We start from the raw sequence: 23,614 nt of genomic DNA, 5'->3' as shown, positions 1-23,614 counted from the left end.
TCGGTGCGGCCCGCGCGGCGCGCGATGTCCACGGCGAGCACGTCGAGACTCGGCGAGTTGCGCGTCTTGCTGCCGTCTGCGGCCTCGAACTGCGCGAACGCCGCGCGCGAGTTCGCGAGCGACGCCGCGGCGTCGTCGTAGCGCTCCAGCAGCATCTGCGCGTAGGCAATGCCATACCAGTTCGCGGCGACGTTGAGCGCCGTGCGGTCCTCGAGCTCCGAGCGCAAGCGCGAGACCTCGTCGATGTACTCGTTGCGCGTGCGGTCCTGAAGCACACGCACGCGTGCGCGCACGAAACCGTACTCGGGCGCCTGGCGCGGCTGACGGTAAGCGGCGCGGCGCGCGCGGTCCTGCATGTCGGCGATGCGCTCGCCGGTGAGCGGGTGCGTGCGCGCGTAGGCCGGCACGCCCGTGTCTTCCATCGAATCGCGCTCGAGCCGCTCGAAAAACGCCACCATGCCCCACGGGTCGTAGCCCGCGCCCGTGAGGAGCTGGAAGCCCACGCGATCGGCCTCGTGCTCCGCTGCGCGCGAGAAACGCAACTGGCTGTCCACGGCATACGCCTGGCTGCCAAGCGCAATCCCGGCGCCGAGATCGCCGCTATGCGCGAGCACGCCCGCGAGAATGCCGAACAGCACGCCCGCCAGCGCGGCCAGACCCGTGCGCTCGCTCTGCGAAAGCATGCGTGCGATGTGCCGCTGCAAGACGTGGCCCATTTCGTGACCGAGTACGGAGGCGAGCTCGGACTCCGTTTGCGTGACGACGATGAGCCCCGAATTCACGCCGATGAAGCCGCCCGGCAGCGAGAACGCGTTGATCTGGCCGTCGCGGATCGCGAACAGCTCGAAGTCGGGCCGATAGCCGCCGATGAACTGCGCACTCGCGGCCGCCGCGAGGCGCGCGGCGACTGAATTGAGGTAGTCGCGCACGAGCCAGTCGCCGATATAGTCGGGGTCGCGGCGAATCTCGCGCATCACGCGCTCGCCGATACGGCGCTCGGCCTGCGGCGTGAGCGCACCGCCCGAGCCGTCGCCGAGGTCGGGCAGTTGCGGCACCCAGGCGGGGGCGCGCACGCTGGTATTGCCGCTCGACGACGAGGAAGCTGCGCCTGCCTGGCCCTGCTGGGCTGAAAAGCGGCTCTGCGCACCGCCGTAAGTGCCGAACACGCCCTGCGCGATCGAGGCGGGGACGACGGGGTCCGCCGCGTCGTCGAACGAGCCGCTGACGAGTGCGGGCGCCGCATTGGCCGCATTCGGTGCGGGGCCGGAGGGGGCCGGGGCGGGCTGCGTGGCCGACGGCGGGGCCGCGCCGAGCTTGAGCACGGCGGCATTCGACGCCTGCGCGTTCGCTTGCGGCGAAACCGCGAGCGACGCGCACAACCATGCAGCAAGCAGCCGTTTCAGACGCATTGATGACAGGATCGGGGAACGCGGAGCACTGGCGCGGCGGCGCGCCCGGTGCGGACCGCCAATCGATCGATTGTAGCCCGCCTTACAACTCTTGCGGCAAGGCAAGACGCGTAGAAAGCGCGGCGTGCCGCGCTGTTAAGATAGGTACCCCTCGAGGAAGAACCCACCATGCCTGAACTCACGCATTTCGACGCCGCCGGCGACGCCCATATGGTCGATGTCGGCGGCAAGGCAGAGACGAAGCGCATTGCGCTCGCGAGCGGCACGATCCGCATGTTGCCGGCAACCTTCGCGCTGATCCGCGACGGCCACGCGAAAAAGGGCGATGTGATCGGCGTTGCGCGCATCGCCGCGATCCAGGGGGCGAAGCGCACTTCGGATCTGATTCCGCTGTGCCACCCGCTCGCGATCACGCGCGTGAAAGTGGACTTCGCGCTCGACGAAGCGCTGCCCGGGGTTCACTGCACGGCGCAGGTGGAAACGCTCGGCCGCACGGGCGTGGAGATGGAAGCGCTGACCGCCGTGCAGGTCGGACTGCTGACCGTCTACGACATGTGCAAGGCCGTGGACCGCGGCATGACGATCACCGATGTGCGCGTGCTGGAAAAGCACGGCGGGAAGTCGGGGGATTGGGTCGCGGAGCGCTGAGGCCATGACGCTCGACGAACTGCTCGCGCAGGTTCTGGCCTTCCGCGACGAGCGCGACTGGAAGCAGTTTCACACGTTGCGCAACCTGATCGTCTCCACCAGCATCGAGGCAGGCGAGCTGCTGGAAACGGTCCAGTGGAAGACCGACGCGCAGATCGACGCACAGCTCGCCGACCCCGCGCAACTCACGCATCTCAAGCATGAATGCGCGGATGTGTTCATCTACCTCTTGCTGGTCGCGCATACCGCGGGGATCGATCTGGTCGATGCGGCAGCGGAGAAGCTCAAGTTGAACGCGCAGCGCTACCCCGTGGAGAAGGCGAAAGGCAGCGCCGCGAAATACTCCGAGCTTTGATGCTCAATCGTCCGAATCGTCCTCGTCGTCCTGTTCGACCGACTTCGCCGGCATCCCGTATTTCTTGACGAGTTGCGCCTTGAAGTCGGCGAGCGTGGGCTGCTCATCGAGCAGGCCGTAGAGCGAAGCGAGTTGCGTCTGCCAGTCGTGCAGCTCCGTGGCGAAAATGCGCAGGCGCTCCACCGTATCGAATGCGCCCGCCATATCGCCGTCCAGCGCCTGCAAGACCGCGTAGCGGCGCAGCACCGTCTCGCCGGGCAGCAGCGCGATGGCGCGCTGATGCGCGTAAAGCTTGCTCGGCAGGCTCGCGGTGTTCAGCGGCAACAGCGTGGCCATGCCGTAGTCGCCCCACGCGCCGAAGAGGCGCGAAGGATCGTCGCCGTAGTCGCGCGCCGGGTGCTGTCCGTAATACAGCACCTCGGCGCGGTTGTAGTCGCGCAGCACCGGGTACAGTGCCGCGACGCCGCCGAACACGACCACCGCGTACACGCCGAGCGAGACGCGCGACGGCACGACTCGCAGCGGCTTCGTCTCCAGCAGACCGAACACGAACATCGCCGGCAGCAGGAAGAACATGTACTGCTGCGGATATTCGACGAGCGCATGCATGACGAGCACGCCGATCAGCATGAAGCCGAACACGCGCTCGGCGGTGTGCGGCGCGCGCAGCCCGCGCACGAACCACGCGACGAGACCGATCACGACGATGGCAAGACCGACGAGACCGGTCTTCGCGAGCAGGTCGAGGAAGATGTCGTGCGCGTTGTTGGCGATCTCGACGCCGCCAAGCGAGCGTGCCAGCTCGAACTGGTGCACCGGAAAATCGCCCCAGCCGACGCCCAGCACCGGATGCGACTTGAACATCGTCCAGCCGTAGCGCCACAGTGCGAGGCGCGGCGCGATCTGGCTGGCGTCCTTCATGCGCTCGGCAGCCGACTGCGCAAGGTCCAGGCCGTAGTGGACGTTGGCCCAGCGCACGAACGCATTCATGCCGAAGAAAATCAGCACGAGCACGACCGGGATGACCCAGGCGCGCACGCCGCCGGCCTTGCGGCCCGAGCCCGCCGCCGATCCGAGGCCTTGCGCACCCGCACCACGCCCCTCGTCGGCTTCGCTGCGGCAGCCCGCGAGCGCGATCCACAGACCCGCGACGAAAATCACGCCCATCTGCAGCCACGGCCCGCGCGACACGGTGAGCGCGAGACCGCCCGAATAGATCGCGGTCAACACGCCCCAGAGCAGGATGTTCAGACGCCGCGTGAGCTCGAGGTACATCGCACCCGCCATCGCGAAGGCGATATAGGTGGCCAGGTGATTGGCCTGCGCCATGTTGCCGAACGGCCGGCGCTCGACGGTAATGTTGTACGCCACCACGAGCGGCGTGACCTTCGTCTCCAGGTGAAAGAGCTGAATCACCTGGGTGAACACGGCGAAGAGGCCGCCGAACTGCAGCGCGAACGCCCCCCACACGAGTGCGGACTGCATGAGGCGCGCGCGCGTGATGGTGTAGCCGGCGTGCGTCGCGAGGAACGCGGCGAGCAGATAACCGGCGCCGAGCCAGTTCATCGAAGGCTCGGCGAGCGGCAGCGCGAAGGTCTGCACGATCAGCAGCAGGCCAAAGAAAAACGGCACGAGCGCGACCGTGGGCGAGGCGAAGCCCTCGCCTGTGCGCGCCGGACGAACGAGCAGCAACGTGGCGGCGCCCATCAGCACATAAAGTGTCAGTGCAACGAATTCCGCGTAGAAAGTCGGAATCGGATAGGTGTGGTTGACGACCGCATAGGGCAGCGTCAACGCGAGGGCCAGCAAGACGAACGTAAGGTAACGCGCAAAATTGGAAGGCATGGTTGGGCGGGGGCGTTCAGCAACGGGGCACTATACAAAACTTTTCCCCCGCTGTGCGGTTGCGGCCGGTTGGCTCGCATCGGCATGCGCTGCGCGAACGCGCTCGAAGGCGCTCACCGTTGCCCCCGCACCTGTGCGCAAACCTTATGCGCGGCACTCCGGCGGCGCGAGATTGCCCGCCAGCGTGGCGGCGTCCGCCGGCGACGGGCCCGTGCCGGGCGCGCCCAGCGACGAAGCCGTCTTGCCCGCAGCGAAGCACTCCCACGTGAGCGTGCCGCCCTGCACGCCGCCCTGCGCGAGCGCGACACGCGCGGTGGGTTGATCGGCGTTGTCGGGCACCGAGGGCACGAGCACGATGGTGTTGCTGCCCTCCGGCGCCACGCGCGAGGTGAAAGCAACCGTGATCTGGCCGGTCGTATTGTCGATATGCAGCGACTGCACGTTGCGCGTGGCGGGCGGCACCGTGTAGCCCGCGCCGAAGGCGTTGCCGCTCGCGGCGTTCTCCGCCACGGCAAGGCGTGCGGAAGACGCGAGCGAAAGGCCCTCGCCCACGCGGCTGCGGGCGAGGTAATCCTGGTACGCGGGAATGGCGTAGGCGGCGATCACACCGACGATCGCGAGCACGATCATCAGTTCGATCAGCGTGAAGCCGCGCGCGGTCCAGCGCGCGGCAACGCCGGCGAGGCGCGACAGTCTGGCTGCAAAACACGCGCAGCCGTTGCGCGGCGGCGGGCTCATGGGAAGGGCGGATACGGTCATCGTCAGGGCTCCTGAAACAAGAAACGCCTGCTCACAGCCGTGAACAGGCGTCTTGATCGTATCGGCGGCCCGCTTTGCGCAGCAGTCGGCCAGATGGCCCAGGCGCTATGGCACAGCCCTGCGCGCTCAGTGCGACTGCGGCCCCTGCGCCTGGCTGCGCCGCGCGTTGCGGCGCCTGAGCCACGACCCGAGCGCGACGACGAACACGGCCCCCGCCGCGCTCATGCCGTATTCGGCCGCGGGCGTGTCGAGCAGCGGCCAGCGGTCGCCGGCGGGGTCGTTGATGATGAGCCCGCCGGCGATCCAGCCGAGCAGCGCCGCGCCGAGCGTCACGATCACCGGGTAGCGGTCGAGCAGCTTGAGCACGAGCTGGCTGCCCCACACGATGAGCGGAATGCTCACCATCAGCCCGAAGATCACGAGCGCGATGCGATGGCGCGGATCGGCCGCTTCGGCAGCGCCCGCAATCGCGACCACGTTGTCGAGGCTCATCACGGCGTCGGCGACGATGATCGTCTTGATTGCGCCCATCAGCTTCTCGGCAGGCTTAACGTTGGCGTGCTCGAGTTGACCGGGCGCGAGCAGCCGAACGCCGATCCACAGCAACAGCAGGCCGCCGGCGAACTTGAGGAATGGCACGTTGAGCAGCACCACGGCGAACGCGATCAGCACCACGCGCAGCGCGATCGCGCCGGCAGTGCCCCACAGGATGCCGCGCATGCGCTGCTGCGCGGGCAGATCGCGGCAGGCGAGCGCGATCACCACGGCGTTGTCGCCGCCGAGCAGGATGTCGATGACGATGATCTGGATGACAGCGCCCCAATGGAGCGTCGCGAAAAACTCGAGCATGGAGACGAAGACTCAGCCGTGACTCAGGATGGGCGGCTCAAGCGGCGAGCCAAATAAAAAAGCGAGGAGGCCATGACTGGCTCCCTCGCTTTTGTTCGGAAACCTCGTGAAAGGATTCCGCAAGCATATCAAAAAACGCCGGCCGCCCGCGCATACATGATGCACGAGTAGCGGCGCATTTCGAATTTACAGCATCGCCTTCAGCAGACGACCCATTTCCGACGGGTTGCGCGTCACCTTGATGCCGCACGCGTCCATGATTTCCAGCTTCGCGTCGGCCGTATCCGCACCGCCCGAGATCAGCGCGCCGGCGTGGCCCATGCGCTTGCCCGGAGGCGCCGTGACGCCCGCGATGAAGCCAACCACCGGCTTCTTCATGTTGTCCTTGATCCACTCGGCGGCGTTCGCTTCGTCCGGACCACCGATTTCGCCGATCATGATCACGGCGTCCGTATCCGGATCGTCGTTGAACATCTTCATGACGTCGATGTGCTTCAGACCGTTGATCGGGTCGCCGCCGATACCGACTGCCGACGACTGGCCGAGGCCGATCGCGGTCAGCTGGGCAACCGCTTCATACGTCAGCGTGCCCGAACGCGACACGACGCCGATGCGGCCCTTGCGGTGGATGTGACCCGGCATGATGCCGATCTTCAGCTCGTCCGGCGTGATCGTGCCGGGGCAGTTCGGGCCGAGGAGCAGCGTCTTGCGGCCTTCGCGGCGCATACGGTCCTTGACTTCGATCATGTCGCGGACGGGAATGCCTTCCGTGATACAGATCGCGAGATCGAGGTCGGCCTCGACGGCTTCCCAGATCGCGGCGGCAGCGCCTGCCGGCGGCACGTAGATGACCGAAACGGTCGCGCCGGTGGCGTCCTTCGCTTCACGCACGTTCGCGTAGATAGGAATGCCTTCGAAATCTTCGCCGGCCTTCTTCGGGTTCACGCCAGCAACGAACGCTTCGCGGCCGTTTGCGTACTCACGGCACGCGCGGGTATGGAACTGACCGGTCTTGCCGGTGATGCCCTGCGTGATGACCTTGGTGTCTTTGTTGATCAGAATCGACATGTATTGACCTCTTTTCGTTTGGCGTCGCGCGTCGCGTCATCCGCGCCTTGCGTTGCGGATTTCGCGCCGGCACGCCGCCATTCGTGTCCGGTGAAAATTACTTGCCTTCGGCAGCCGCGACGACCTTCTGCGCGGCTTCTTCCATGCTGTCTGCCGAGATGATCGGCAGGCCCGATTCGGCCAGCATCTTCTTGCCGAGGTCCTCGTTGGTGCCCTTCATGCGCACGACGAGCGGCACGTTCAGGTTCACGGCCTTCGAACCAGCGATCACGCCTTCTGCGATCACGTCGCAGCGCATGATGCCGCCGAAGATGTTCACGAGGATCGCCTTCAGGCCCGGGTTCTTGAGCATGAGCTTGAACGCTTCGGTGACCTTCTCGGTCGTGGCGCCACCGCCCACGTCGAGGAAGTTGGCCGGCTCGCCGCCGAACAGCTTGATGGTGTCCATCGTCGCCATGGCGAGGCCTGCGCCGTTCACCAGACAGCCGATGTTGCCGTCGAGCGAGATGTACGCGAGGTCGAACTTCGAGGCTTCGATTTCAGCCGGATCTTCTTCGTCCAGGTCGCGGTAAGCGACGATTTCCGGATGACGGGCCAGCGCGTTGGAGTCGAAGTTGAACTTCGCGTCGAGCGCGATGACCTTGCCGTCGCCGGAGACGTTCAGCGGGTTGATTTCAGCCAGCGACGCGTCGGTTTCCCAGAATGCCTTGTACAGGCCTTGCAGGATCGCGCGGGCTTGCGGAATCGAAGCAGCCGGCACGCCGATCTTCGCGGCGAGGTCGTCGGCCTGCGCGTCGAGCAGACCCGTCGACGGCTCGACGATGACCTTGTGGATCAGTTCCGGGTGCTTTTCGGCGACTTCTTCGATGTCCATGCCGCCTTCGCTCGAACCCATCAGAACGATCTTCTGCGACACGCGATCAACGACGAGGCTGACATACAGTTCTTGCTTGATGTCGGCGCCTTCTTCGATCAGCAGACGGTTGACCTTCTGGCCTTCCGGACCGGTCTGGTGCGTGACGAGTTGCATGCCGAGGATCTGGTTCGCGTATTCGCGAACTTGCTCGATTGTCTTGGCAACCTTCACGCCACCGCCCTTGCCGCGGCCGCCAGCGTGGATCTGCGCCTTGACGACCCAAACCGGACCGCCCAGCTCTTGAGCGGCCTTGACCGCGTCATCCACCGAAAACACCGGGATGCCGCGCGGGACCGCGACTCCGAATTTCCGCAGGATTTCCTTACCCTGGTACTCGTGAATCTTCATGCGTGATTCCTTCAGTCTGAGAGTTGGAGTGAACTTCGATTCCGCTGTTGTTATTCATGCGAGACGGCGTCGGCCCTGCCCTCTTGGCCCGGGCTCCGGCTGTCGCGCACGCTGGGGGTTTCCGCGCCGCGTGCGATTGAACGCGGCACATGGCCATACCAGCGCGGATAAAACTGCTTCACCGCCTCCCCGTCGAACCGCAGCGCGTGGCAGCGGCCAAGCTGGAAGGGCGGCTTTTCACCGGTGGCCTCACTGCCTCCGGCGGTCTTGCCGAGTTCCGGTCCGGGCGCTTCACCCGGCGAGCCATTCGATGTGTCCCACACTGCCCCGACGAACGCCTGGATCGCAGCGGTCGGCAAAACGCCCAACATTTCTGTGAGGTGTGTGCAGCCGACCGTGCCGGCGAGGAGCCGGCCCGCTTCACGGCGGAAATTGTCGAGGAGATTGAGCCCGATAAGGGCCCGATAGGCGGGATTAGCGTTCTGGCACTGACCGTCGTAAGGCACCCAGTCGGACGACGCTTCGGCGTCGACGACGTTGAGCTTGCGATCGATCGTAATGCGCAGCCAGAGTTCATGGATCGGCAGACCATTGGGCCGGACACCGGCGGCGAGCGGCACGTCGCGTGGCTTGTGGTCAGTCAGGCACGCGTCGATGTCCCACAGGCCGTCTTCACGCTCATAGGCAACCGCCCGGATGGCGCGCTGATGGCGCAACTGGCGGGGCACGGGCGGAGAAAGCGGCATGCTAGAGGTAAGACCGGATTGGAAAACCTCGTGATTTTAACATACCGGGTATTTGAGACAGCCGCGAACACACAGGCCGGGCGGGGACTTGCCTGAGCGGATTTTTGAGACGGCCGACTCAGTTATCGGACCAGTCTTCGTCGATTCCCTTGAGGATCTTGCCGATGATCGACATCGAGAAGCCGCGCGCCGCGAGAAAGCGCGCCTGACGCGCGCGTGCGGCAGGCGTCTCGGGCAACTGGCCGTACTTCTTCTGCCAGACCGTGCGGGCGCGCGCGAGCTCGGTCTCGCGCAGTTGCGAGCTCACCTCTTCGATCAGCGCTTCGCCCACCGCATGGCGCTTGAGTTCGCTGACGATCCGCCCTGCCCCCACGCGCGACGCGCGCCGGTGCACGACGCTTTCGGCGAAGCGCGCGTCGGAGAGCCAGCCCTCGCGTTCGAGCGAATCGAGCAGCACTTCGAGTGCGTCGGCGTCCTCGGTGTACGGCATGAGCTTGCGCGAGAGTTCGGCGCGGCTGTATTCGCGGCGCGAAAGATAGCCGAGCGCTCGGCCCTTGAGGGAGCGCTCAGGGCGCTGCTTCGCCGTGGACGACTTTTCGCGCTCGCTGGCGCGTGCGGCGCGGCTGGCCGAGCTGCGCTCGTATTGGTCGCCTTGCGGTGCGCTGGATTCGCGCGCCGTTTCGAGAGGCGCGCGACGCGATCGCTTGAATGAGGGTTCGGACGGCGGCTCTGGCGGCACGTTTGCCGCCGCCTCGGCGGCCTCACCGAAGAACGCCTCGAATGGGACTTCGAAGACCGCGCCGCCATCGTCGCCGAGATCGGTGGGCGACGAAAACGCGGCGCCAGAATGCGCAAAGCCGCGATCGCCCGGCTGGGCGTCGCGACTCAAATGGCTTGAGCGGCTCGTGCGCGAGTCGGCAGGCTTGACGGCGGAGCGCCGCTCGGCGCCCCTGTCCGCAGGCGAACCCGCATGCGGGTTAGCCTGCTCGCCGGAAGGCGAGGACGTGGGTGACCCGCCCTTGCGCATCAGCTTGCCTTATCTACGAGAGCCTGGTGGACTTACTCTTCGTCAGCGACTTCGACTTCGCCGGAATCGTTGACGCCGTCCGGCATCGTGCTCACGCCAAGCGATTCGCGGATGCGGTTTTCGATCTCGCGAGCAATGTCCGCGTTCTCGCGCAGGAATTCGCGTGCGTTGTCCTTGCCCTGGCCAATGCGCTCGCCGTTATAGCTGTACCACGCACCTGCCTTGTCGACGATCTTGGCCTGCACGCCGAGGTCGACGATTTCGCCCTGACGCGAGATGCCCTCGCCGTAGAGAATGTCGAACACGGCTTCGCGGAACGGCGGCGAGACCTTGTTCTTCACGACCTTCACACGCGTTTCGCTGCCGATCACTTCGTCGTTCTTCTTGATCGAACCGATGCGGCGAATATCCAGACGCACCGACGAATAGAACTTGAGCGCGTTGCCGCCCGTGGTGGTTTCCGGGTTGCCGAACATCACACCGATCTTCATGCGGATCTGGTTGATGAAGATCACCATGCAGTTCGTCTTCTTGATCGTGCCGGTGAGCTTGCGCAGCGCCTGCGACATCAGACGCGCCTGCAGACCCGGCAGCGAGTCGCCCATTTCGCCTTCGATTTCGGCCTTCGGCACGAGCGCCGCGACCGAGTCGATCACGATCATGTCGATCGAGCCCGAGCGCACCAGCGCGTCGGTGATTTCGAGCGCCTGCTCACCCGTGTCCGGCTGCGAGATGAGCAGTTCGGGCACGTTCACGCCGAGCTTGGCGGCGTATTGCACGTCGAGCGCATGTTCCGCGTCGATGAACGCCGCCGTGCCGCCGAGCTTTTGCATTTCGGCGATCACCTGCAGCGTGAGCGTGGTCTTGCCCGACGATTCCGGACCGTAGATCTCGACCACCCGGCCGCGCGGCAGACCGCCCACGCCGAGTGCGATGTCGAGACCGAGCGAACCGGTGGAGACTACCTGGATGTCCTCGACCGCTTCGCCGTCGCCGAGTCGCATGATCGACCCTTTGCCGAACTGCTTTTCGATCTGCGCGAGCGCGGCGGCCAGCGCCTTGCTCTTTTCAGCAGTCAGCCCAGCCGAGCCTTTCTTGCTATCTTCCATGAATCGTCCTTTGCTATGATGAACGGCATCTCGTGACCATGCGCACGCCTCATTCGGGCTAATGCACACGAACGCAGACACTGTATAAAAAAACAGTGGTTTTGGCAAGCCTTTCTGGCGATCCAGAACCGCGAATTTCGGGAGACCGCCGCGCGTCGCCTGGCCGCGCCTTCAAGGACGCGGCGCGGCGCGGGTGTTACGAGCCTGACTACGAGGTCAAAACGCCTCGAAGGCGACGCTGGCGCAACATGCGAATCCTCATTGCCGAAGACGACAGCATACTCGCGGACGGGCTCGTGAGATCACTCCGCCAATCGGGCTATGCCGTTGATCACGTGCGTAGCGGAGTGGATGCCGATACCGCCTTGTCGATGCAGTCGTTCGACCTCCTGATCCTCGATCTGGGCCTGCCGAAAATGCCGGGCCTCGAAGTGCTGCGCCGTTTGCGCGCGCGCAATTCCAACCTGCCCGTGCTGATCCTCACCGCCGCCGACAGCGTGGACGAGCGCGTCAAAGGCCTCGACCTCGGCGCCGACGACTACATGGCCAAGCCCTTCGCGCTCAACGAACTCGAAGCGCGCGTGCGTGCGCTCACGCGGCGCGGCGCGGGCGGCGGCCCGACCGTCGTGCGGCATGGCGCGCTGGCGTTCGACCAGGTGGGGCGCATTGCGCGCATCAACGACCAGGTGCTCGACCTTTCCGCGCGCGAACTGGGCGTGCTCGAAGTGCTGCTGCAGCGGCTCGGGCGGCTCGTCTCGAAGGAGCAGCTCGTCGACCACCTGTGCGAATGGGGCGAGGAAGTGAGCAACAACGCCATCGAAGTCTACGTGCACCGGCTGCGCAAGAAAATCGAAGCGGGCGGCGTGCGCATCGTGACCGTGCGCGGGCTCGGCTACTGCCTCGAAAAGGAGGCGAAGGACACGCAGGCCGGCGCAAGCCAGACACCCGCCGGCACGCCCGACGCCGCGCCGGCGATGCCCGCCAGCCACTACTTCAAGTAGGCGGGATCGACGATGGCCGGGCGTCCTCCCATCGCGCGCGCCGTGCCGCCCAAGGGCGCCGCAGGCGTGGCCGGTTCGGCCGGCGACGGCGCCCCGGGCGCGACCGCATTCGCGACCGACGCCCTCGACGACGACGCGCGCGACGCCCGCTACGCCAATCCGTTCGCCCCGCCCGACGAAGCCGAAGCCGCCGCCGGGGCGCGCCCGCGCTCGCTCTTCGGCGAGATTCTCGACTGGATGCTCGCGCCGTTGCTGCTGCTCTGGCCGATGAGCATCGCGGTCACGTATCTCGTGGCGAAGTCGATCGCCAATGGCCCCTTCGACCGCGCGCTCGAAACCGACGCCTATGTGCTCGCGCGCCAGATCCAGCCGGTGAACGGCGTGGCCGAGCTGACGCTGCCCGCCTCCACGCGCGACTTCCTGCGCGCCGATAACGTCGACAGCGTGTTCTATCAGGTGCTCGGCAGCCGCGGCGAGCTGATCGGCGGCGATCGCGACATGCCGCTGCCGCACGACGACGACCGCCCGCCGCCGGGCCTCGTCGAGTTCCGCGACGACACGCTGCATGGCATCGACATCCGCGTCGCCTACACGACGGTGGAGCCGAAGCATCCCGGCGCCGACGACCGGCAAGGTCAACCCGTCCTCGTGCAGGTCGCGGAAACGCTCGACAAGCGCCGCCAGCTCGCCAACGACATCATCAAGGGCGTGATCCTGCCGCAGTTCGTGATCTTGCCGCTCGCGATCCTGCTCGTGTGGTTCGGCCTCTCGCGCGGCCTCGCGCCCCTGCACGCGCTGCAGTCGAACATCCGCATGCGCCGGCCCGACGATCTATCGCCGCTCGAAGCGCGCCGCGCGCCGCCCGAGATCGAGCCGCTCGTCACCTCGTTCAACGACCTGCTCACGCGGCTCGAACAGAACATGGAGCTGCAAAAGCGCTTCATCGCCGACGCCGCGCATCAGATGAAAACGCCGCTTGCGGGCCTGCGCACCCAGGCCGAACTCGCGCTGCGCCAGAACGCGCCCGCCGAAGTGCACCGCTCGCTCGAGCAGATCGCGACGAGCTCCGAGCACGCCGCGCGGCTCGTCACGCAGCTGCTCGCACTCGCGCGCGCGGAAAACCGCATGTCCGGACAGGTCTTCACGCCCGTGGACGTGGCCGACGTGGCGCGCCACGCCGTGCGCGACTGGGTGCAGCCGGCGCTCGCCAAGCAGATGGACCTCGGCTACGAAGACCCCGAAACAGCCGGCGGCAGTGAGGAGGACGATGGCGAAGCGGCGGCGCGCATCGAAGTGGACGGCAACCCGGTGATGCTGCGCGAGATGCTCTCGAACCTCATCGACAACGCGATCCGCTATACGCCCGCGGGCGGGCGCATCACCGTGCGCGTGCGGCCCGAGCCCGCGGCGGGCGCGGTCCATCTCGAGGTGGAAGACACCGGCATGGGCATTCCGTCCGCCGAGCGCGAGCGCGTGCTCGAGCGCTTCTACCGCATTCTCGGGCGCGACGGCGAAGGCAGCGGGCTCGGGCTCGCGATCGTGCGCGAGATCGCCACGATGCACGGCGGCACGCTCGCCATCGACGATCACGTCTATCAGGACACGCCGCGACTCGCCGGCACGCTCGTGCGAGTGACCCTGCGGCTGCGCACGCACGCTTGAGCGGCATCGCCGATGCTTTGGCGGCGAGATCACCGCGAAACTGACGGATCGCGTCAGAAAATCGGGATGGGACTTACCCTTATCCGATCCGCGTCCCGCGAGTCACGATCGCCACGTTAGAAGATGTTCAAATCGAAATGCGCGATTTTGCTTGCACATTCAGCGAACATAGCCGATTAGACCCCACTCCGATACCTCACTCAGAAACCCACACGCGCGTCAGAAGCCCGTAAGTTTCCATTCCAATAATGCTCCGCAGGACCGCGGGTCTACGAATCGCCTGCCCGGCGGACCACACGCATATCAATACTGGAGACATCTATGGCAACCGTTGGCGGACAAGTCTCGCACGCGCCGATGACCCGCGACGAAAAACGCGTGATCTTCGCGTCGTCGCTCGGCACCGTGTTCGAGTGGTACGACTTTTACCTGGCCGGGTCGCTCGCGGCCTTCATCAGCAAGAGCTTCTTTTCCGGCGTCAATCCCACGGCCGGCTTCATTTTCACGCTGCTCGGCTTCGCCGCCGGCTTTGCCGTGCGTCCGTTCGGCGCGATCGTGTTCGGCCGCCTCGGCGACCTCGTGGGCCGCAAGCACACGTTCCTCGTCACGATCGTCATCATGGGTATCTCGACCTTCGTGGTCGGTTTCCTGCCCGGCTACGCGTCGATCGGCATCGCCTCGCCGGTGATCTTCATCGCCATGCGTCTGCTGCAGGGTCTCGCGCTCGGCGGCGAGTACGGCGGCGCCGCGACTTACGTCGCGGAACACGCGCCGGCCGGACGCCGGGGCTTCTACACCTCGTGGATCCAGACGACCGCCACGCTTGGCCTGTTTCTCTCGCTGCTCGTGATCCTCGGCGTGCGCACCTTCACCGGCGAAGAGCAGTTCGCCGCATGGGCATGGCGCATTCCGTTCGTCGCCTCGATCCTGCTCCTCGCGGTTTCAGTGTGGATCCGTCTGCAACTCGACGAATCGCCGGCGTTCAAGCGCATCAAGGCCGAGGGCAAGGTCTCGAAGGCCCCGCTCACGGAAGCATTCGGCCAGTGGAAGAACCTCAAGGTCGTGCTGCTCGCGCTCTTCGGCGTCACGGCCGGCCAGGCCGTGGTCTGGTACACGGGCCAGTTCTACGCGCTCTTCTTCCTTACGCAGACGCTCAAGGTGGACGGCGCCAGCGCCAACATCCTGATCGCGGTGGCGCTCTTGATCGGCACGCCGTTCTTCCTGTTCTTCGGCGCGCTCTCGGACAAGATCGGCCGCAAGCCGATCATCATGGCTGGCTGCCTGATCGCGGCGCTCACCTACTTCCCGATCTTCAAGGCGATCACGCACTACGCGAACCCGGCGCTCGAAGCCGCGACCGCACGCGCACCCATCGTCGTGATCGCGGATCCGGCCGAATGCTCGTTCCAGTTCAACCCGGTCGGGACCTCGAAGTTCACGAGCTCGTGCGACATCGCCAAGAGCGCGCTTTCGAAAGCCGGCCTGAACTACGACAACGTGGCCGCCCCGGCAGGCACGCGCGCGCAGATCAAGGTGGGCGACACGACCATCGACACGTTCGACGGCCGGGCGCCCGGCGCCAAGGAAGCCGGCGCGCTGTTCGAGAAGACGCTCGCGGCCACGCTGAAAGCGGCGGGCTATCCGCTCAAGGCCGACCCCGCGCAACTGAACTGGCCGATGACGGTGGTGATGCTGACGATCCTCGTGATCTTCGTGACCATGGTGTACGGGCCGATCGCGGCGATGCTGGTGGAGATGTTCCCGACCCGCATCCGCTACACCTCGATGTCGCTGCCCTATCACATCGGCAACGGCTGGTTCGGCGGCTTCCTGCCGGCAACGGCGTTCGCGATCGTGGCAGCGCGCGGCGATATCTACTCGGGCCTCTGGTATCCGATCATCATCGCGCTGGGCACCTTCGTGATCGGCATGCTGTTCGTGAAGGAAACCAAGGACTCGGATATTTACGCGCAGGATTGAGGCTGTGAGCGCGGCCGGGCGGGGCCTCTTGCCCGGCGGCCGCCTTCCCTGCAAAAAAGATGACCAAGGGGGTTGACAGCCTCGTGGCGTACCGTCATAATCATTTTCTTCGGCGAATTAGCTCAGCCGGTTAGAGCGACGGAATCATAATCCGCAGGTCCGGGGTTCGAATCCCTGATTCGCCACCAGTTGCAAAAGAAAGCCGCTGTCCCACAAGGACAGCGGCTTTTTTCATTGCCGCGCGCCTGGCGAACCGGAGTCCGCCAGATCGCACAGCATTCACCTGATCTGCTTGCGCTCCCGCTTCGTTTCGTACATCGAACGATCCGCGTATTCGATCAGCGCCGTCATCTCGGTGCCGTCGTCGGGCAGGATGGCAACGCCCACGCTCACGCCGAGGTCGATGCGATGTCCTTCGAACTCGAACGGCTCGCCGACGGTGTCCACGAGCCGGCGGCTATACGCCTCGGCGTCCCCGCGCCCCACGATGCCGGGCAGGATCACGGCGAACTCGTCGCCGCCCACGCGCGCGGCCGTGTCCACGCGGCGGCTGTGGCGCGCAATGCGCGTCGCGGTCTCGCGAATCGCCGCGTCGCCGGCGCGATGTCCGTAGCGGTCGTTGATCGGCTTGAGGCCGTCCATGTCGAGATTGAGCACGCCGAGTCCGCCCGACGAGCGCAGCGCGAGGTCCACCGACTGGCGCAGGCGATCGTAAAAGAGCGCGCGATTGGGCAACCCGGTGAGCGCGTCATGCGTCGCGCGCAGATAGAGCTCGCTCGTCTCGTGCCGCGCGGCGTGGAACATGGCTGCGGCGATGAGTTCGGACATCAGCGAGAGCGTCCGGATGTCCTCGTCCTTGAAGGCGTCGACTTCCGAATTCGTGACTTTCAGAACACCGACGGTCGTCTCGAGATGCTTGAGCGGCGTGACGATCATCGAACGCAGGCCGGCGCGCCGGCACGCTTCGCGGTCCACGCGCGGGTCGGTTTCGGAGTCGTCGCAGCGCAGGATCTCGCCCTCGCGCACGCACAGGCCCGACAGGCTCGTTTCACGCGCGAGGCGCAATCCGAGGAGGTTCGCGACGTTGCCCGAGGCCGCGCGGTAGACCATGTCCTCACCCTCGGCGAGTTCGACGACCGCACCCTGGGCTCGCGTGAGCTGCTCGGTGCGCTCCGCTACGTAGGCCATCACGCCGCCGAGATCGAGCCCGAGCTTCGCGATGTCCGACTGCGCCTTGATGATTTCCAGCAGGGTTGCGTTGTCCAGTTGGGTGTCTTTCGCTTCGCTCTTCTTCATCGCTTAACCGTTAGCGTTGCCTTTGACTTGCTGACGGCACTGAAAGCTACGGCGCCGTTCGATCGAGCTAAAGCATAGCAAACGCTATTGCATGCGCCAGCGCAATCGTTTTACATCTGCAATTCGCTGCGTTTTTCGCGATTCGTTGCGAAGACACCCATTCGGCATACGCGTTCATCGCTCGATGCGCTCGCGCGTGAGGCGCAGCAACGCCGCCATTGCGCGGCTCGCCGCATAGGCGTCGCGTTGCACGATCGCCTCGTACACGAGGGTGTGGTCGGGCAGCGCAGCGTTGAACACCTCGGCGCGCTTTGCGTTCACCCGCAACTGGCCTTCGAGCGTGCGCTCGATCAGCGTGCCGAGCGGCACCAGCAATTCGTTGCGGCAAGCGCCGAGCACCGCGAGATGAAAGCGCAGGTCCGCGCGGACCCATTCGTCCACATTGCGCGCTTGTGTCATGGCCTCGTGCGCGGCGGCGATCGAGGCAAGCGCATCGGCATCGCGCGCGTTCGCGGCCAACCCCGCCGCAAACGGCTCGATCATCTCGCGCATTTCCTGGAGCTTGAGCGCGAACGCGAGCGGCGGCGCCACGCGCGCGTACCAGTCGAGCACGTCGGCATCGAGCAGGTTCCACGCTTCGCGCGCGCGCACCCGCGTGCCCACGCGCGGGCGCGACTCCACGAGCCCTTTCGAGGTGAGCGTGCGCAGCGCCTCGCGCAGCACCGTGCGGCTCACGTCGAACGTTGCCATGAGTTCGGCCTCGCGCGGCAGGACCGTCGCGGGCGGGTAGTCGCCGCGCAAGATCGCGCTGCCGAGTTCGTAGGCCACGGTGCCGTGCAGATCGCGTTGAATCGCCGTTCTCCTGGATATTGGGAAGCGTTGCGAAATAATACTATTAATAGCACTTAAAGGCGAATTTTGCAGTAGCATGTGCGCTTGAAGACGTTGCCGCTCGCGCGTGGTGCGAGCGCCGACCTACCGCTCAAGGTCATGGAGACACCGCATGAAAATCACCAGGCTCGAAACCTTCGTCGTCCCGCCGCGCTGGCTCTTTCTGAAAATCGAAACGGACGAGGGGATCGTCGGCTGGGGCGAGCCGATCGTCGAAGGCCGCGCGCATACGGTGGCCGCCGCCGTCGATGAACTCGCCGACTATCTGATCGGCAAGGACCCGCTCCTCATCGAGGACCACTGGCAGGTGATGTATCGCGCGGGCTTCTACCGCGGCGGCCCGATCTCGATGAGCGCCATTGCCGGCGTCGATCAGGCGCTCTGGGACATCAAGGGCAAGCATCATGGCGTGCCCGTTCACGCGCTGCTCGGCGGCCAGGTGCGCGACAAGATCAAGGTGTATTCGTGGATCGGCGGCGACCGTCCGAGCGACGTCGCCAACAACGCGCGCGCCGTGGTCGAGCGCGGCTTCAAGGCCGTGAAGATGAACGGCTCGGAAGAGCTGCAGATCATCGACACCTTCGACAAGGTCCAGGGCGTCATCAACAACGTCGCGGCCGTGCGCGAGGCCGTGGGCCCGAACGTCGGCATCGGCGTGGACTTCCATGGCCGAGTGCACAAGCCGATGGCCAAGGTGCTCGCCAAGGAACTCGATCCGTTCAAACTGATGTTCATCGAAGAGCCCGTGCTCTCCGAGAACGTCGAGGCGCTGCGCGATATCGTCAACCAGACCAGCACGCCGATCGCGCTGGGCGAGCGTCTGTATTCGCGCTGGGATTTCAAGCACATTCTCGCGGGCGGCTACGTGGACATCATCCAGCCCGACGCCTCGCACGCGGGCGGCATCACCGAGTGCCGCAAGATCGCCGCGATGGCCGAAGCCTATGACGTCGCACTCGCGCTGCACTGCCCGCTCGGGCCGATCGCGCTCGCCACCTGCCTGCAGATCGACGCGGTGAGCTACAACGCGTTCATCCAGGAGCAGAGCCTCGGCATCCACTACAACAAGGGCAACGACCTGCTCGACTACATCAGGAATCCGGAAGTCTTCAAGTACGAAGACGGCTTCGTCTCGATTCCGCAGGGCCCGGGTCTCGGCATCGACGTGAACGAGGAGAAGGTGCGCGAGATGGCGAAGACGGGTCACCGCTGGCGCAATCCGGTGTGGCGTCACGAGGATGGCAGCGTCGCCGAATGGTGATGCGCAAATGAACGCCGAAACGCGTGGCGCGCAGCGTGACGTGACACGCTCAATGCTGCGCGTTTCGGCGGCGTAACGTTTCGCGTGGCTTTGCGCGCTCAGGCGCGCTCGCTCGCGAGACGTGCGCACGGCCTATGTCGTTTGCGCACACAGCCAGTTCATGGAAAGCCGCGCCGCGCAAGGCGCGGCCGTCATCGAAGGCACGCGCCGGGCGCGAACGCCACCCACTGGCCTGCTCCTTGCTGATTTCCTTGCAACCCAACCTCGGTGTTGCAAGGGATTCCATGGACGCGTCGCTTCCCGACTATCTGATCCGCGAACAAGCCGCCGTCGGCGCGCTCGTCGCCTTCGGCTTCCTGCGCGTGCTCGCTGCCGCAATCGCCTTCACGCGCGGCTGGCGCATTCGCTGGATCGAGTACGCCGCGATCGGCGCCGCGGCGCTGTGGTGCGCGCCGCAGCTGATCGCGCTGATCGCCAATCCAGCGTCCGTGGCCGCACTCGCGGAACTCGAAGGCAACGCCACGGGCTGCGCCCTCGCCCTCTTCTTCTCACCGATCCTCAGTCACCGGCTCGGCTACGAATAAGTTGCAGCGACGACGTTTCAGCCCTGCAACACGTAGGCCGGCACGCTGTGCGCGAGCGCGGCCGCGGTCACGAGCACACCGATCATCACGATCGCTTCGAGATGGATCACGTTGACGAAACGGCGCGCCGCCGCTGTCGACGCCGCGCGCCGCAACTCGGGCATCGCCACGAGCCGGTTGAAGCCGCCCATCGCGAGCGCGAGCAGCACGAGCACGGCTTTGAGCATCAGCACGCGGCCCCAGGTACTGCCGACGATCGCGTCGATCGAGCCGCCGCTGCCGCGCAGCGCATCGAACACGCCCGTCGCGATCACGAAGCCCACCGCGAAGAACGCGACGTTCGAAATCTGGCCCGCCGTGCGGATCAGCACGCCGCGTGCCGTCGATGCGCCGAGCGCCGGCAGCACCGCAAGCCCCCCCGCCATGACGATTCCGCTCCACGCGCTCGCACTGAGCAAATGGAGCGTGTGCAGCCCGAGCGCGGCCGAGGCGAAGCCCGCATCGGCCGCGTGGCCGAGCCCCGCGCGCCCCGCGGCGATGGCGACGAGCGCGAGCCACAGCACGCCGTCGCGCGCCACACTCGAAGCCGCGAACGCGCAGCCGAGCAGCACGAGCGCGCCGACGAACGCGACGGTCCACGCGTGGCCGACGTGCGTTTGCGAGAGCACGGTGCCGACCACGCCGAATGCGCTGGGCAACGGTTCGCCGCTGACCGATGCGCTTTCGTAAAGCATCCACATGATGAGCGCCGCCACGAGCGCAAACGCCGCGGCGCGCAGCGAGCGTTGCGCACGCAGCCATGCGAGGCGCGCGGGCGCGACGGGCGTGCGCCCGTCCTTGTCGAGCCATGCGCCATAGAACGCCGAGCCGAGCGCGAATGCGTAGGCGATGTTGACGATGGCCGCCATGGCGACCTGCCCGATCCAGAGCCAGTCAGCTTTCATCGGACCTCGCCCTCCCGCGTGTTGCGGGTCGCGCGGACTTCGCGCGAAGGGGATCGGTCGGCTTGATGCAACGATAGGGAAAGTGCAATTGGAGTCATCGAGACAAGTGGCAAGGAAACAACATGAAAACGGCAACAGCAACACGCACATGCATTACATCGCGTGTCCCGCAAGGGTGCCTGCTTCGATAGCCGCCGCGCCATTCGGTTCAATGCGGGCTCGATGCGGCTTCAACGCGCATTGCATGCGCGAGCATCGAGCGAAGGTACGAGACCGTAAACCGCGGCGGCATGCGCCCGGCATCGGGTCATGCATGCAGCCGGCAACGAGCGGCTCGCCGAGTGTGGCGCGGGTGCGGGACAACCCCGTGTCACCGATTGGCGAACAGGTGCAGAATCATAACCGGCACCGGCGCGACGATCGGCCGCAAGCACGTCGCGGTGGCGCCTCGAAGCCATCGGAGGGCGCTTGTGGCGCATGCGGCAAATGGTCACTATGAGTTCCCGATGCTAGAATCTGCTGCGTCGCCGCAGCGCGCACGGTCTTCTGCTTTCATCGCGCGCAGCCTAGAAGCCGGGCCGTTCGAAGCCTGGTCAGGTCCACGATAAAGATGGAGTTACGCGTGTCCCCAAGACGTATCTTCCGACCGCTCATTCCGCTCGTCGCGCCTCTGGCAGCAGCTCTTTTGCTCGGGACGACCGGCGTTCTCAGCGCTGCACATGCCCAGACGGCGGCCTCCGCGCCGCAGCCCAAAGCCCCCGACACGATCGCCGCACGCGTGCAGGGCTGCACCGCGTGCCACGGCTCGCACGGGCAGGGCACTGACAACGACTACTTTCCGCGTCTCGCCGGCAAACCGGCCGAGTACCTGTTCAACCAGCTAATGAACTTCCGCGAAGGGCGCCGCAAGTACCCTCCGATGAATTATCTGGTCACCTATCTCTCCGACGACTACCTGCACGAGATCGCGACGTTCTTCTCGCAGCAGCGGCCGCCCTACCCGCCGCCCGCGAAACCTTCGGTCGGCAGCGACACGCTCGCGCGCGGCCAGCAGATCGTCCTGCACGGCGACCCGGCCAAGCAGGTGCCCGCCTGCGCGGCCTGCCACGGCGCGAAGCTCACCGGCATGGAGCCGGCCATTCCGGGTCTGGTCGGTCTGCACATGGATTACATCAGCGCGCAGATCGGCGCCTGGCGCTCGGGCTCGCGGCATGCGAAGGCGCCCGACTGCATGCATGAGATCGCCACGCGTCTCACCGACGAAGACGTGAACGCGGTCGCGGCCTGGCTCTCCACGCAGAGCGCGCCGCAGAACCCCGTGCCGGCGCCGGCTGGCTCACTCAAGACGCCGCTTGCCTGCGGCAGCGAACCGCAATAAGGCGCCGGGGGAGACAGCCAATATGAACCGCAAGTCCCTGTTCGCACTTTCCGCCGTCATCGTGGCCGCCGCCGCGGCCCTCGTACCGGTGCTCTGGTCGGGCACCCACTATCTGCACAACGGCGCGGCGCAGGCCGCGACGCCCGTCGACCAGGGCGATCTCATCAAGAAGGGCGAGTATCTCGCGCGCGCCGGCGACTGTATCGCCTGCCACACCGTGCGCGGCGGCCAGATGTTCGCGGGCGGCCTGCCGATGGCCACGCCGTTCGGCACGCTCTACACCCCCAACATCACGCCCGACGACCAGTACGGCATCGGCAAGTGGAGCGCCGACGACTTCTATCGCGCCATGCACACGGGCCGCTCGAAGGACGGCAGCCTGCTCTATCCGGCGTTCCCGTTCGCGAGCTACACCAAGGTCACGCGCGCCGACGCCGACGCGATCTTCGCCTATCTGCGCTCGGTCCCGCCGGTCAACGTGCCTAGCCGCCCGCACGAACTCAAGTTCCCGTTCAACAACCGTAACCTGCTGATCGGCTGGCGCACGCTGTTCTTCCGCGAAAGCGAGTACAAGCCCGATCCGACCAAGTCGGTCGAATGGAACCGCGGCGCGTATCTCGTCGAAGGCCTCGGCCACTGCGGCATGTGCCACACGTCGATCAACGCGGTGGGCGGCCCGGTCAACTCGGCGGCCTTCGCGGGCGGCCTGATCCCGCTGCAGAACTGGTACGCGCCGTCGCTCACGGGCAGCGAAGGCGGCCTCGGCGACTGGGACATCAGGGACATCGCAAGCCTCCTGAAGACAGGCGTGTCCGAGCGCGGCGCCGTGTTCGGCCCGATGGCGGACGTGATCCACAACAGTCTGCAATACCTCTCGGACGACGACATCCACGCGATGGCCTCGTACCTGAAGACCATCCCGCAAAAGAAGGAAGCGCCCGAAACGATGCAGATGGAGACATCGGAAGCGTTCGGCGGCGAACTCTTGCAGCAAGGTCAGAAGATCTACCACGACCAGTGTGCCAAGTGCCACGCGGAGAACGGTCTCGGCATGCCGTCGAACTTCCCGCCGCTTGCGAACAACCAGTCGATCCAGATGCATTCGGCCGTGAACCCGATCCGCATGGTGCTCAACGGCGGCTATCCGCCGAGCACGGGGGGCAATCCGCGCCCGTACGGCATGCCGCCGTTCGCGCAGTCGCTCTCGAACCAGGAGGTTGCGGCGGTGGTGACGTTCATCCGCATGTCCTGGGGCAACAAGGGCACGCCGGTGTCGCCGCAGCAGGTCGCGGACCTGCGCTCGTCTCCGCTCGACTGACGCAAAGCCGTCCACCGCCGTAAGGGCCGGAGCCCTTACGGCGGTCCCACGCAAGTGGTTACTGTTATAGTGACGGTTGCCTGATAAGGGCGCAGTCCGCACAGCGCGGGCTGCGCCCTTCGCTATTTGGCGCCGGGGCCGTCTGGTGAAGGCGGCTCCGTGGCCCGTCAGGCCTGGTTTTGAACGCTGCGCTCGGGCACGGCGCCGTATGCGGTGGAAC

General features: G+C 66.0%; 21 protein-coding genes and 1 tRNA gene. 10 read left to right on the top strand and 12 right to left on the bottom strand.

What is annotated here, in order from left to right; all coding sequences use genetic code 11:
- A partial coding sequence (locus tag AB4Y44_RS28520) for a M48 family metalloprotease (protein WP_368701480.1) occupies nt 1–1,409 on the bottom strand: 1,409 nt, incomplete at its 3' end.
- Nucleotides 1,410–1,577: 168 nt separating this feature from the next.
- On the opposite strand from AB4Y44_RS28520, the gene moaC reads away from it, so the two are divergent.
- Together moaC and AB4Y44_RS28510 are read left to right on the top strand one after the other, a co-directional pair.
- Nucleotides 1,578–2,057 carry a cyclic pyranopterin monophosphate synthase MoaC gene (gene moaC, locus AB4Y44_RS28515; protein WP_342921193.1) on the top strand — a complete coding sequence of 160 codons (480 nt, stop codon included), beginning with the start codon at nt 1,578–1,580 and terminating at the stop codon, nt 2,055–2,057.
- Nucleotides 2,058–2,061: 4 nt separating this feature from the next.
- Nucleotides 2,062–2,412: a nucleotide pyrophosphohydrolase gene (locus AB4Y44_RS28510; protein ID WP_342921194.1), complete on the top strand. Its 351-nt coding sequence runs from the start codon at nt 2,062–2,064 to the stop codon at nt 2,410–2,412.
- A gap of 3 nt (nt 2,413–2,415) precedes the next feature.
- On the opposite strand, the gene AB4Y44_RS28505 is transcribed toward AB4Y44_RS28510, so the two are convergent.
- From AB4Y44_RS28505 to recA, 8 genes are all read right to left on the bottom strand, one after another.
- Nucleotides 2,416–4,257, bottom strand: coding sequence for a PglL family O-oligosaccharyltransferase (locus AB4Y44_RS28505; RefSeq protein ID WP_368701479.1), 1,842 nt, complete (start codon nt 4,255–4,257; stop codon nt 2,416–2,418).
- A 144-nt stretch (nt 4,258–4,401) separates the two neighbouring features.
- A complete protein-coding gene (locus tag AB4Y44_RS28500) occupies nt 4,402–5,016 on the bottom strand; it encodes a pilin (RefSeq protein WP_368701478.1) in 615 nt (204 codons plus the stop codon).
- 126 nt (nt 5,017–5,142) lie between these two features.
- Nucleotides 5,143–5,865 (bottom strand): TerC family protein, encoded by a 723-nt coding sequence (locus tag AB4Y44_RS28495; RefSeq protein WP_368701477.1) that lies wholly within the window; start codon nt 5,863–5,865, stop codon nt 5,143–5,145.
- 186 nt (nt 5,866–6,051) lie between these two features.
- Complete coding sequence (gene sucD / locus AB4Y44_RS28490) at nt 6,052–6,933, bottom strand: succinate--CoA ligase subunit alpha (RefSeq protein WP_069262862.1); 882 nt, start codon at nt 6,931–6,933, stop codon at nt 6,052–6,054.
- A 97-nt stretch (nt 6,934–7,030) separates the two neighbouring features.
- The gene (gene sucC / locus AB4Y44_RS28485) at nt 7,031–8,197 is read right to left on the bottom strand and encodes an ADP-forming succinate--CoA ligase subunit beta (protein WP_342921197.1); all 1,167 of its coding nucleotides are present in this window, start codon (nt 8,195–8,197) and stop codon (nt 7,031–7,033) included.
- 50 nt (nt 8,198–8,247) lie between these two features.
- The gene (locus tag AB4Y44_RS28480; RefSeq protein WP_368701476.1) at nt 8,248–8,943 is read right to left on the bottom strand and encodes a DUF2889 domain-containing protein; all 696 of its coding nucleotides are present in this window, start codon (nt 8,941–8,943) and stop codon (nt 8,248–8,250) included.
- Between the two features lie 118 nt (nt 8,944–9,061).
- A complete protein-coding gene (gene recX / locus AB4Y44_RS28475) occupies nt 9,062–9,970 on the bottom strand; it encodes a recombination regulator RecX (RefSeq protein ID WP_368701475.1) in 909 nt (302 codons plus the stop codon).
- 32 nt (nt 9,971–10,002) lie between these two features.
- The gene (gene recA, locus AB4Y44_RS28470; protein ID WP_042266320.1) at nt 10,003–11,079 is read right to left on the bottom strand and encodes a recombinase RecA; all 1,077 of its coding nucleotides are present in this window, start codon (nt 11,077–11,079) and stop codon (nt 10,003–10,005) included.
- A gap of 248 nt (nt 11,080–11,327) precedes the next feature.
- Here recA and AB4Y44_RS28465 point away from each other — a divergent pair, with 248 nt between their 5' ends.
- The 4 genes from AB4Y44_RS28465 (at nt 11,328) to AB4Y44_RS28450 (ending at nt 15,910) form a co-directional block, all read left to right on the top strand.
- A complete protein-coding gene (locus AB4Y44_RS28465) occupies nt 11,328–12,080 on the top strand; it encodes a response regulator transcription factor (protein ID WP_342921200.1) in 753 nt (250 codons plus the stop codon).
- Nucleotides 12,081–12,092: 12 nt separating this feature from the next.
- Nucleotides 12,093–13,742, top strand: coding sequence for a sensor histidine kinase N-terminal domain-containing protein (locus AB4Y44_RS28460; protein WP_368701474.1), 1,650 nt, complete (start codon nt 12,093–12,095; stop codon nt 13,740–13,742).
- 321 nt (nt 13,743–14,063) lie between these two features.
- Nucleotides 14,064–15,722, top strand: coding sequence for an MFS transporter (locus AB4Y44_RS28455; RefSeq protein ID WP_368701473.1), 1,659 nt, complete (start codon nt 14,064–14,066; stop codon nt 15,720–15,722).
- A gap of 111 nt (nt 15,723–15,833) precedes the next feature.
- Nucleotides 15,834–15,910 (top strand) — tRNA-Met (locus AB4Y44_RS28450).
- Between the two features lie 91 nt (nt 15,911–16,001).
- On the opposite strand, the gene AB4Y44_RS28445 is transcribed toward AB4Y44_RS28450, so the two are convergent.
- Together AB4Y44_RS28445 and AB4Y44_RS28440 are read right to left on the bottom strand one after the other, a co-directional pair.
- Nucleotides 16,002–17,018 (bottom strand): diguanylate cyclase, encoded by a 1,017-nt coding sequence (locus AB4Y44_RS28445; RefSeq protein WP_368701472.1) that lies wholly within the window; start codon nt 17,016–17,018, stop codon nt 16,002–16,004.
- 174 nt (nt 17,019–17,192) lie between these two features.
- Nucleotides 17,193–17,948 (bottom strand): FCD domain-containing protein, encoded by a 756-nt coding sequence (locus tag AB4Y44_RS28440; protein WP_342921203.1) that lies wholly within the window; start codon nt 17,946–17,948, stop codon nt 17,193–17,195.
- 73 nt (nt 17,949–18,021) lie between these two features.
- On the opposite strand from AB4Y44_RS28440, the gene dgoD reads away from it, so the two are divergent.
- Both dgoD and AB4Y44_RS28430 read left to right on the top strand, forming a co-directional pair.
- Complete coding sequence (gene dgoD, locus AB4Y44_RS28435) at nt 18,022–19,170, top strand: galactonate dehydratase (RefSeq protein WP_069262869.1); 1,149 nt, start codon at nt 18,022–18,024, stop codon at nt 19,168–19,170.
- A gap of 284 nt (nt 19,171–19,454) precedes the next feature.
- Nucleotides 19,455–19,754, top strand: a complete 300-nt coding sequence (locus AB4Y44_RS28430) for a hypothetical protein (protein ID WP_368701471.1) — start codon at nt 19,455–19,457, stop codon at nt 19,752–19,754.
- Between the two features lie 17 nt (nt 19,755–19,771).
- On the opposite strand, the gene AB4Y44_RS28425 is transcribed toward AB4Y44_RS28430, so the two are convergent.
- The gene (locus AB4Y44_RS28425; protein WP_368701470.1) at nt 19,772–20,698 is read right to left on the bottom strand and encodes a CopD family protein; all 927 of its coding nucleotides are present in this window, start codon (nt 20,696–20,698) and stop codon (nt 19,772–19,774) included.
- 610 nt (nt 20,699–21,308) lie between these two features.
- Here AB4Y44_RS28425 and AB4Y44_RS28420 point away from each other — a divergent pair.
- Together AB4Y44_RS28420 and AB4Y44_RS28415 are read left to right on the top strand one after the other, a co-directional pair.
- Nucleotides 21,309–22,076 (top strand): c-type cytochrome, encoded by a 768-nt coding sequence (locus AB4Y44_RS28420; protein ID WP_342921206.1) that lies wholly within the window; start codon nt 21,309–21,311, stop codon nt 22,074–22,076.
- 22 nt (nt 22,077–22,098) lie between these two features.
- Nucleotides 22,099–23,394, top strand: coding sequence for a c-type cytochrome (locus tag AB4Y44_RS28415; protein ID WP_368701469.1), 1,296 nt, complete (start codon nt 22,099–22,101; stop codon nt 23,392–23,394).
- Nucleotides 23,395–23,614 lie beyond the last annotated feature (220 nt).

It is taken from the genome of Paraburkholderia sp. BR10937 (assembly GCF_040965695.1).
GTDB lineage: Bacteria > Pseudomonadota > Gammaproteobacteria > Burkholderiales > Burkholderiaceae > Paraburkholderia.
This window is presented reverse-complemented; position numbering and strand designations above follow the sequence as displayed.

What these genes read in the sequence shown, in the direction of transcription:
- moaC (WP_342921193.1), top strand. Translation starts at nt 1,578, where the DNA reads ATGCCTGAACTCACGCATTTCGACGCCGCCGGCGACGCCCATATGGTC.
- AB4Y44_RS28510 (WP_342921194.1), top strand. Translation starts at nt 2,062, where the DNA reads ATGACGCTCGACGAACTGCTCGCGCAGGTTCTGGCCTTCCGCGACGAG.
- AB4Y44_RS28505 (WP_368701479.1), bottom strand. Translation starts at nt 4,257, where the DNA reads ATGCCTTCCAATTTTGCGCGTTACCTTACGTTCGTCTTGCTGGCCCTC.
- AB4Y44_RS28500 (WP_368701478.1), bottom strand. Translation starts at nt 5,016, where the DNA reads ATGACCGTATCCGCCCTTCCCATGAGCCCGCCGCCGCGCAACGGCTGC.
- AB4Y44_RS28495 (WP_368701477.1), bottom strand. Translation starts at nt 5,865, where the DNA reads ATGCTCGAGTTTTTCGCGACGCTCCATTGGGGCGCTGTCATCCAGATC.
- sucD (WP_069262862.1), bottom strand. Translation starts at nt 6,933, where the DNA reads ATGTCGATTCTGATCAACAAAGACACCAAGGTCATCACGCAGGGCATC.
- sucC (WP_342921197.1), bottom strand. Translation starts at nt 8,197, where the DNA reads ATGAAGATTCACGAGTACCAGGGTAAGGAAATCCTGCGGAAATTCGGA.
- AB4Y44_RS28480 (WP_368701476.1), bottom strand. Translation starts at nt 8,943, where the DNA reads ATGCCGCTTTCTCCGCCCGTGCCCCGCCAGTTGCGCCATCAGCGCGCC.
- recX (WP_368701475.1), bottom strand. Translation starts at nt 9,970, where the DNA reads ATGCGCAAGGGCGGGTCACCCACGTCCTCGCCTTCCGGCGAGCAGGCT.
- recA (WP_042266320.1), bottom strand. Translation starts at nt 11,079, where the DNA reads ATGGAAGATAGCAAGAAAGGCTCGGCTGGGCTGACTGCTGAAAAGAGC.
- AB4Y44_RS28465 (WP_342921200.1), top strand. Translation starts at nt 11,328, where the DNA reads ATGCGAATCCTCATTGCCGAAGACGACAGCATACTCGCGGACGGGCTC.
- AB4Y44_RS28460 (WP_368701474.1), top strand. Translation starts at nt 12,093, where the DNA reads ATGGCCGGGCGTCCTCCCATCGCGCGCGCCGTGCCGCCCAAGGGCGCC.
- AB4Y44_RS28455 (WP_368701473.1), top strand. Translation starts at nt 14,064, where the DNA reads ATGGCAACCGTTGGCGGACAAGTCTCGCACGCGCCGATGACCCGCGAC.
- AB4Y44_RS28445 (WP_368701472.1), bottom strand. Translation starts at nt 17,018, where the DNA reads ATGAAGAAGAGCGAAGCGAAAGACACCCAACTGGACAACGCAACCCTG.
- AB4Y44_RS28440 (WP_342921203.1), bottom strand. Translation starts at nt 17,948, where the DNA reads ATGCTACTGCAAAATTCGCCTTTAAGTGCTATTAATAGTATTATTTCG.
- dgoD (WP_069262869.1), top strand. Translation starts at nt 18,022, where the DNA reads ATGAAAATCACCAGGCTCGAAACCTTCGTCGTCCCGCCGCGCTGGCTC.
- AB4Y44_RS28430 (WP_368701471.1), top strand. Translation starts at nt 19,455, where the DNA reads ATGGACGCGTCGCTTCCCGACTATCTGATCCGCGAACAAGCCGCCGTC.
- AB4Y44_RS28425 (WP_368701470.1), bottom strand. Translation starts at nt 20,698, where the DNA reads ATGAAAGCTGACTGGCTCTGGATCGGGCAGGTCGCCATGGCGGCCATC.
- AB4Y44_RS28420 (WP_342921206.1), top strand. Translation starts at nt 21,309, where the DNA reads ATGGAGTTACGCGTGTCCCCAAGACGTATCTTCCGACCGCTCATTCCG.
- AB4Y44_RS28415 (WP_368701469.1), top strand. Translation starts at nt 22,099, where the DNA reads ATGAACCGCAAGTCCCTGTTCGCACTTTCCGCCGTCATCGTGGCCGCC.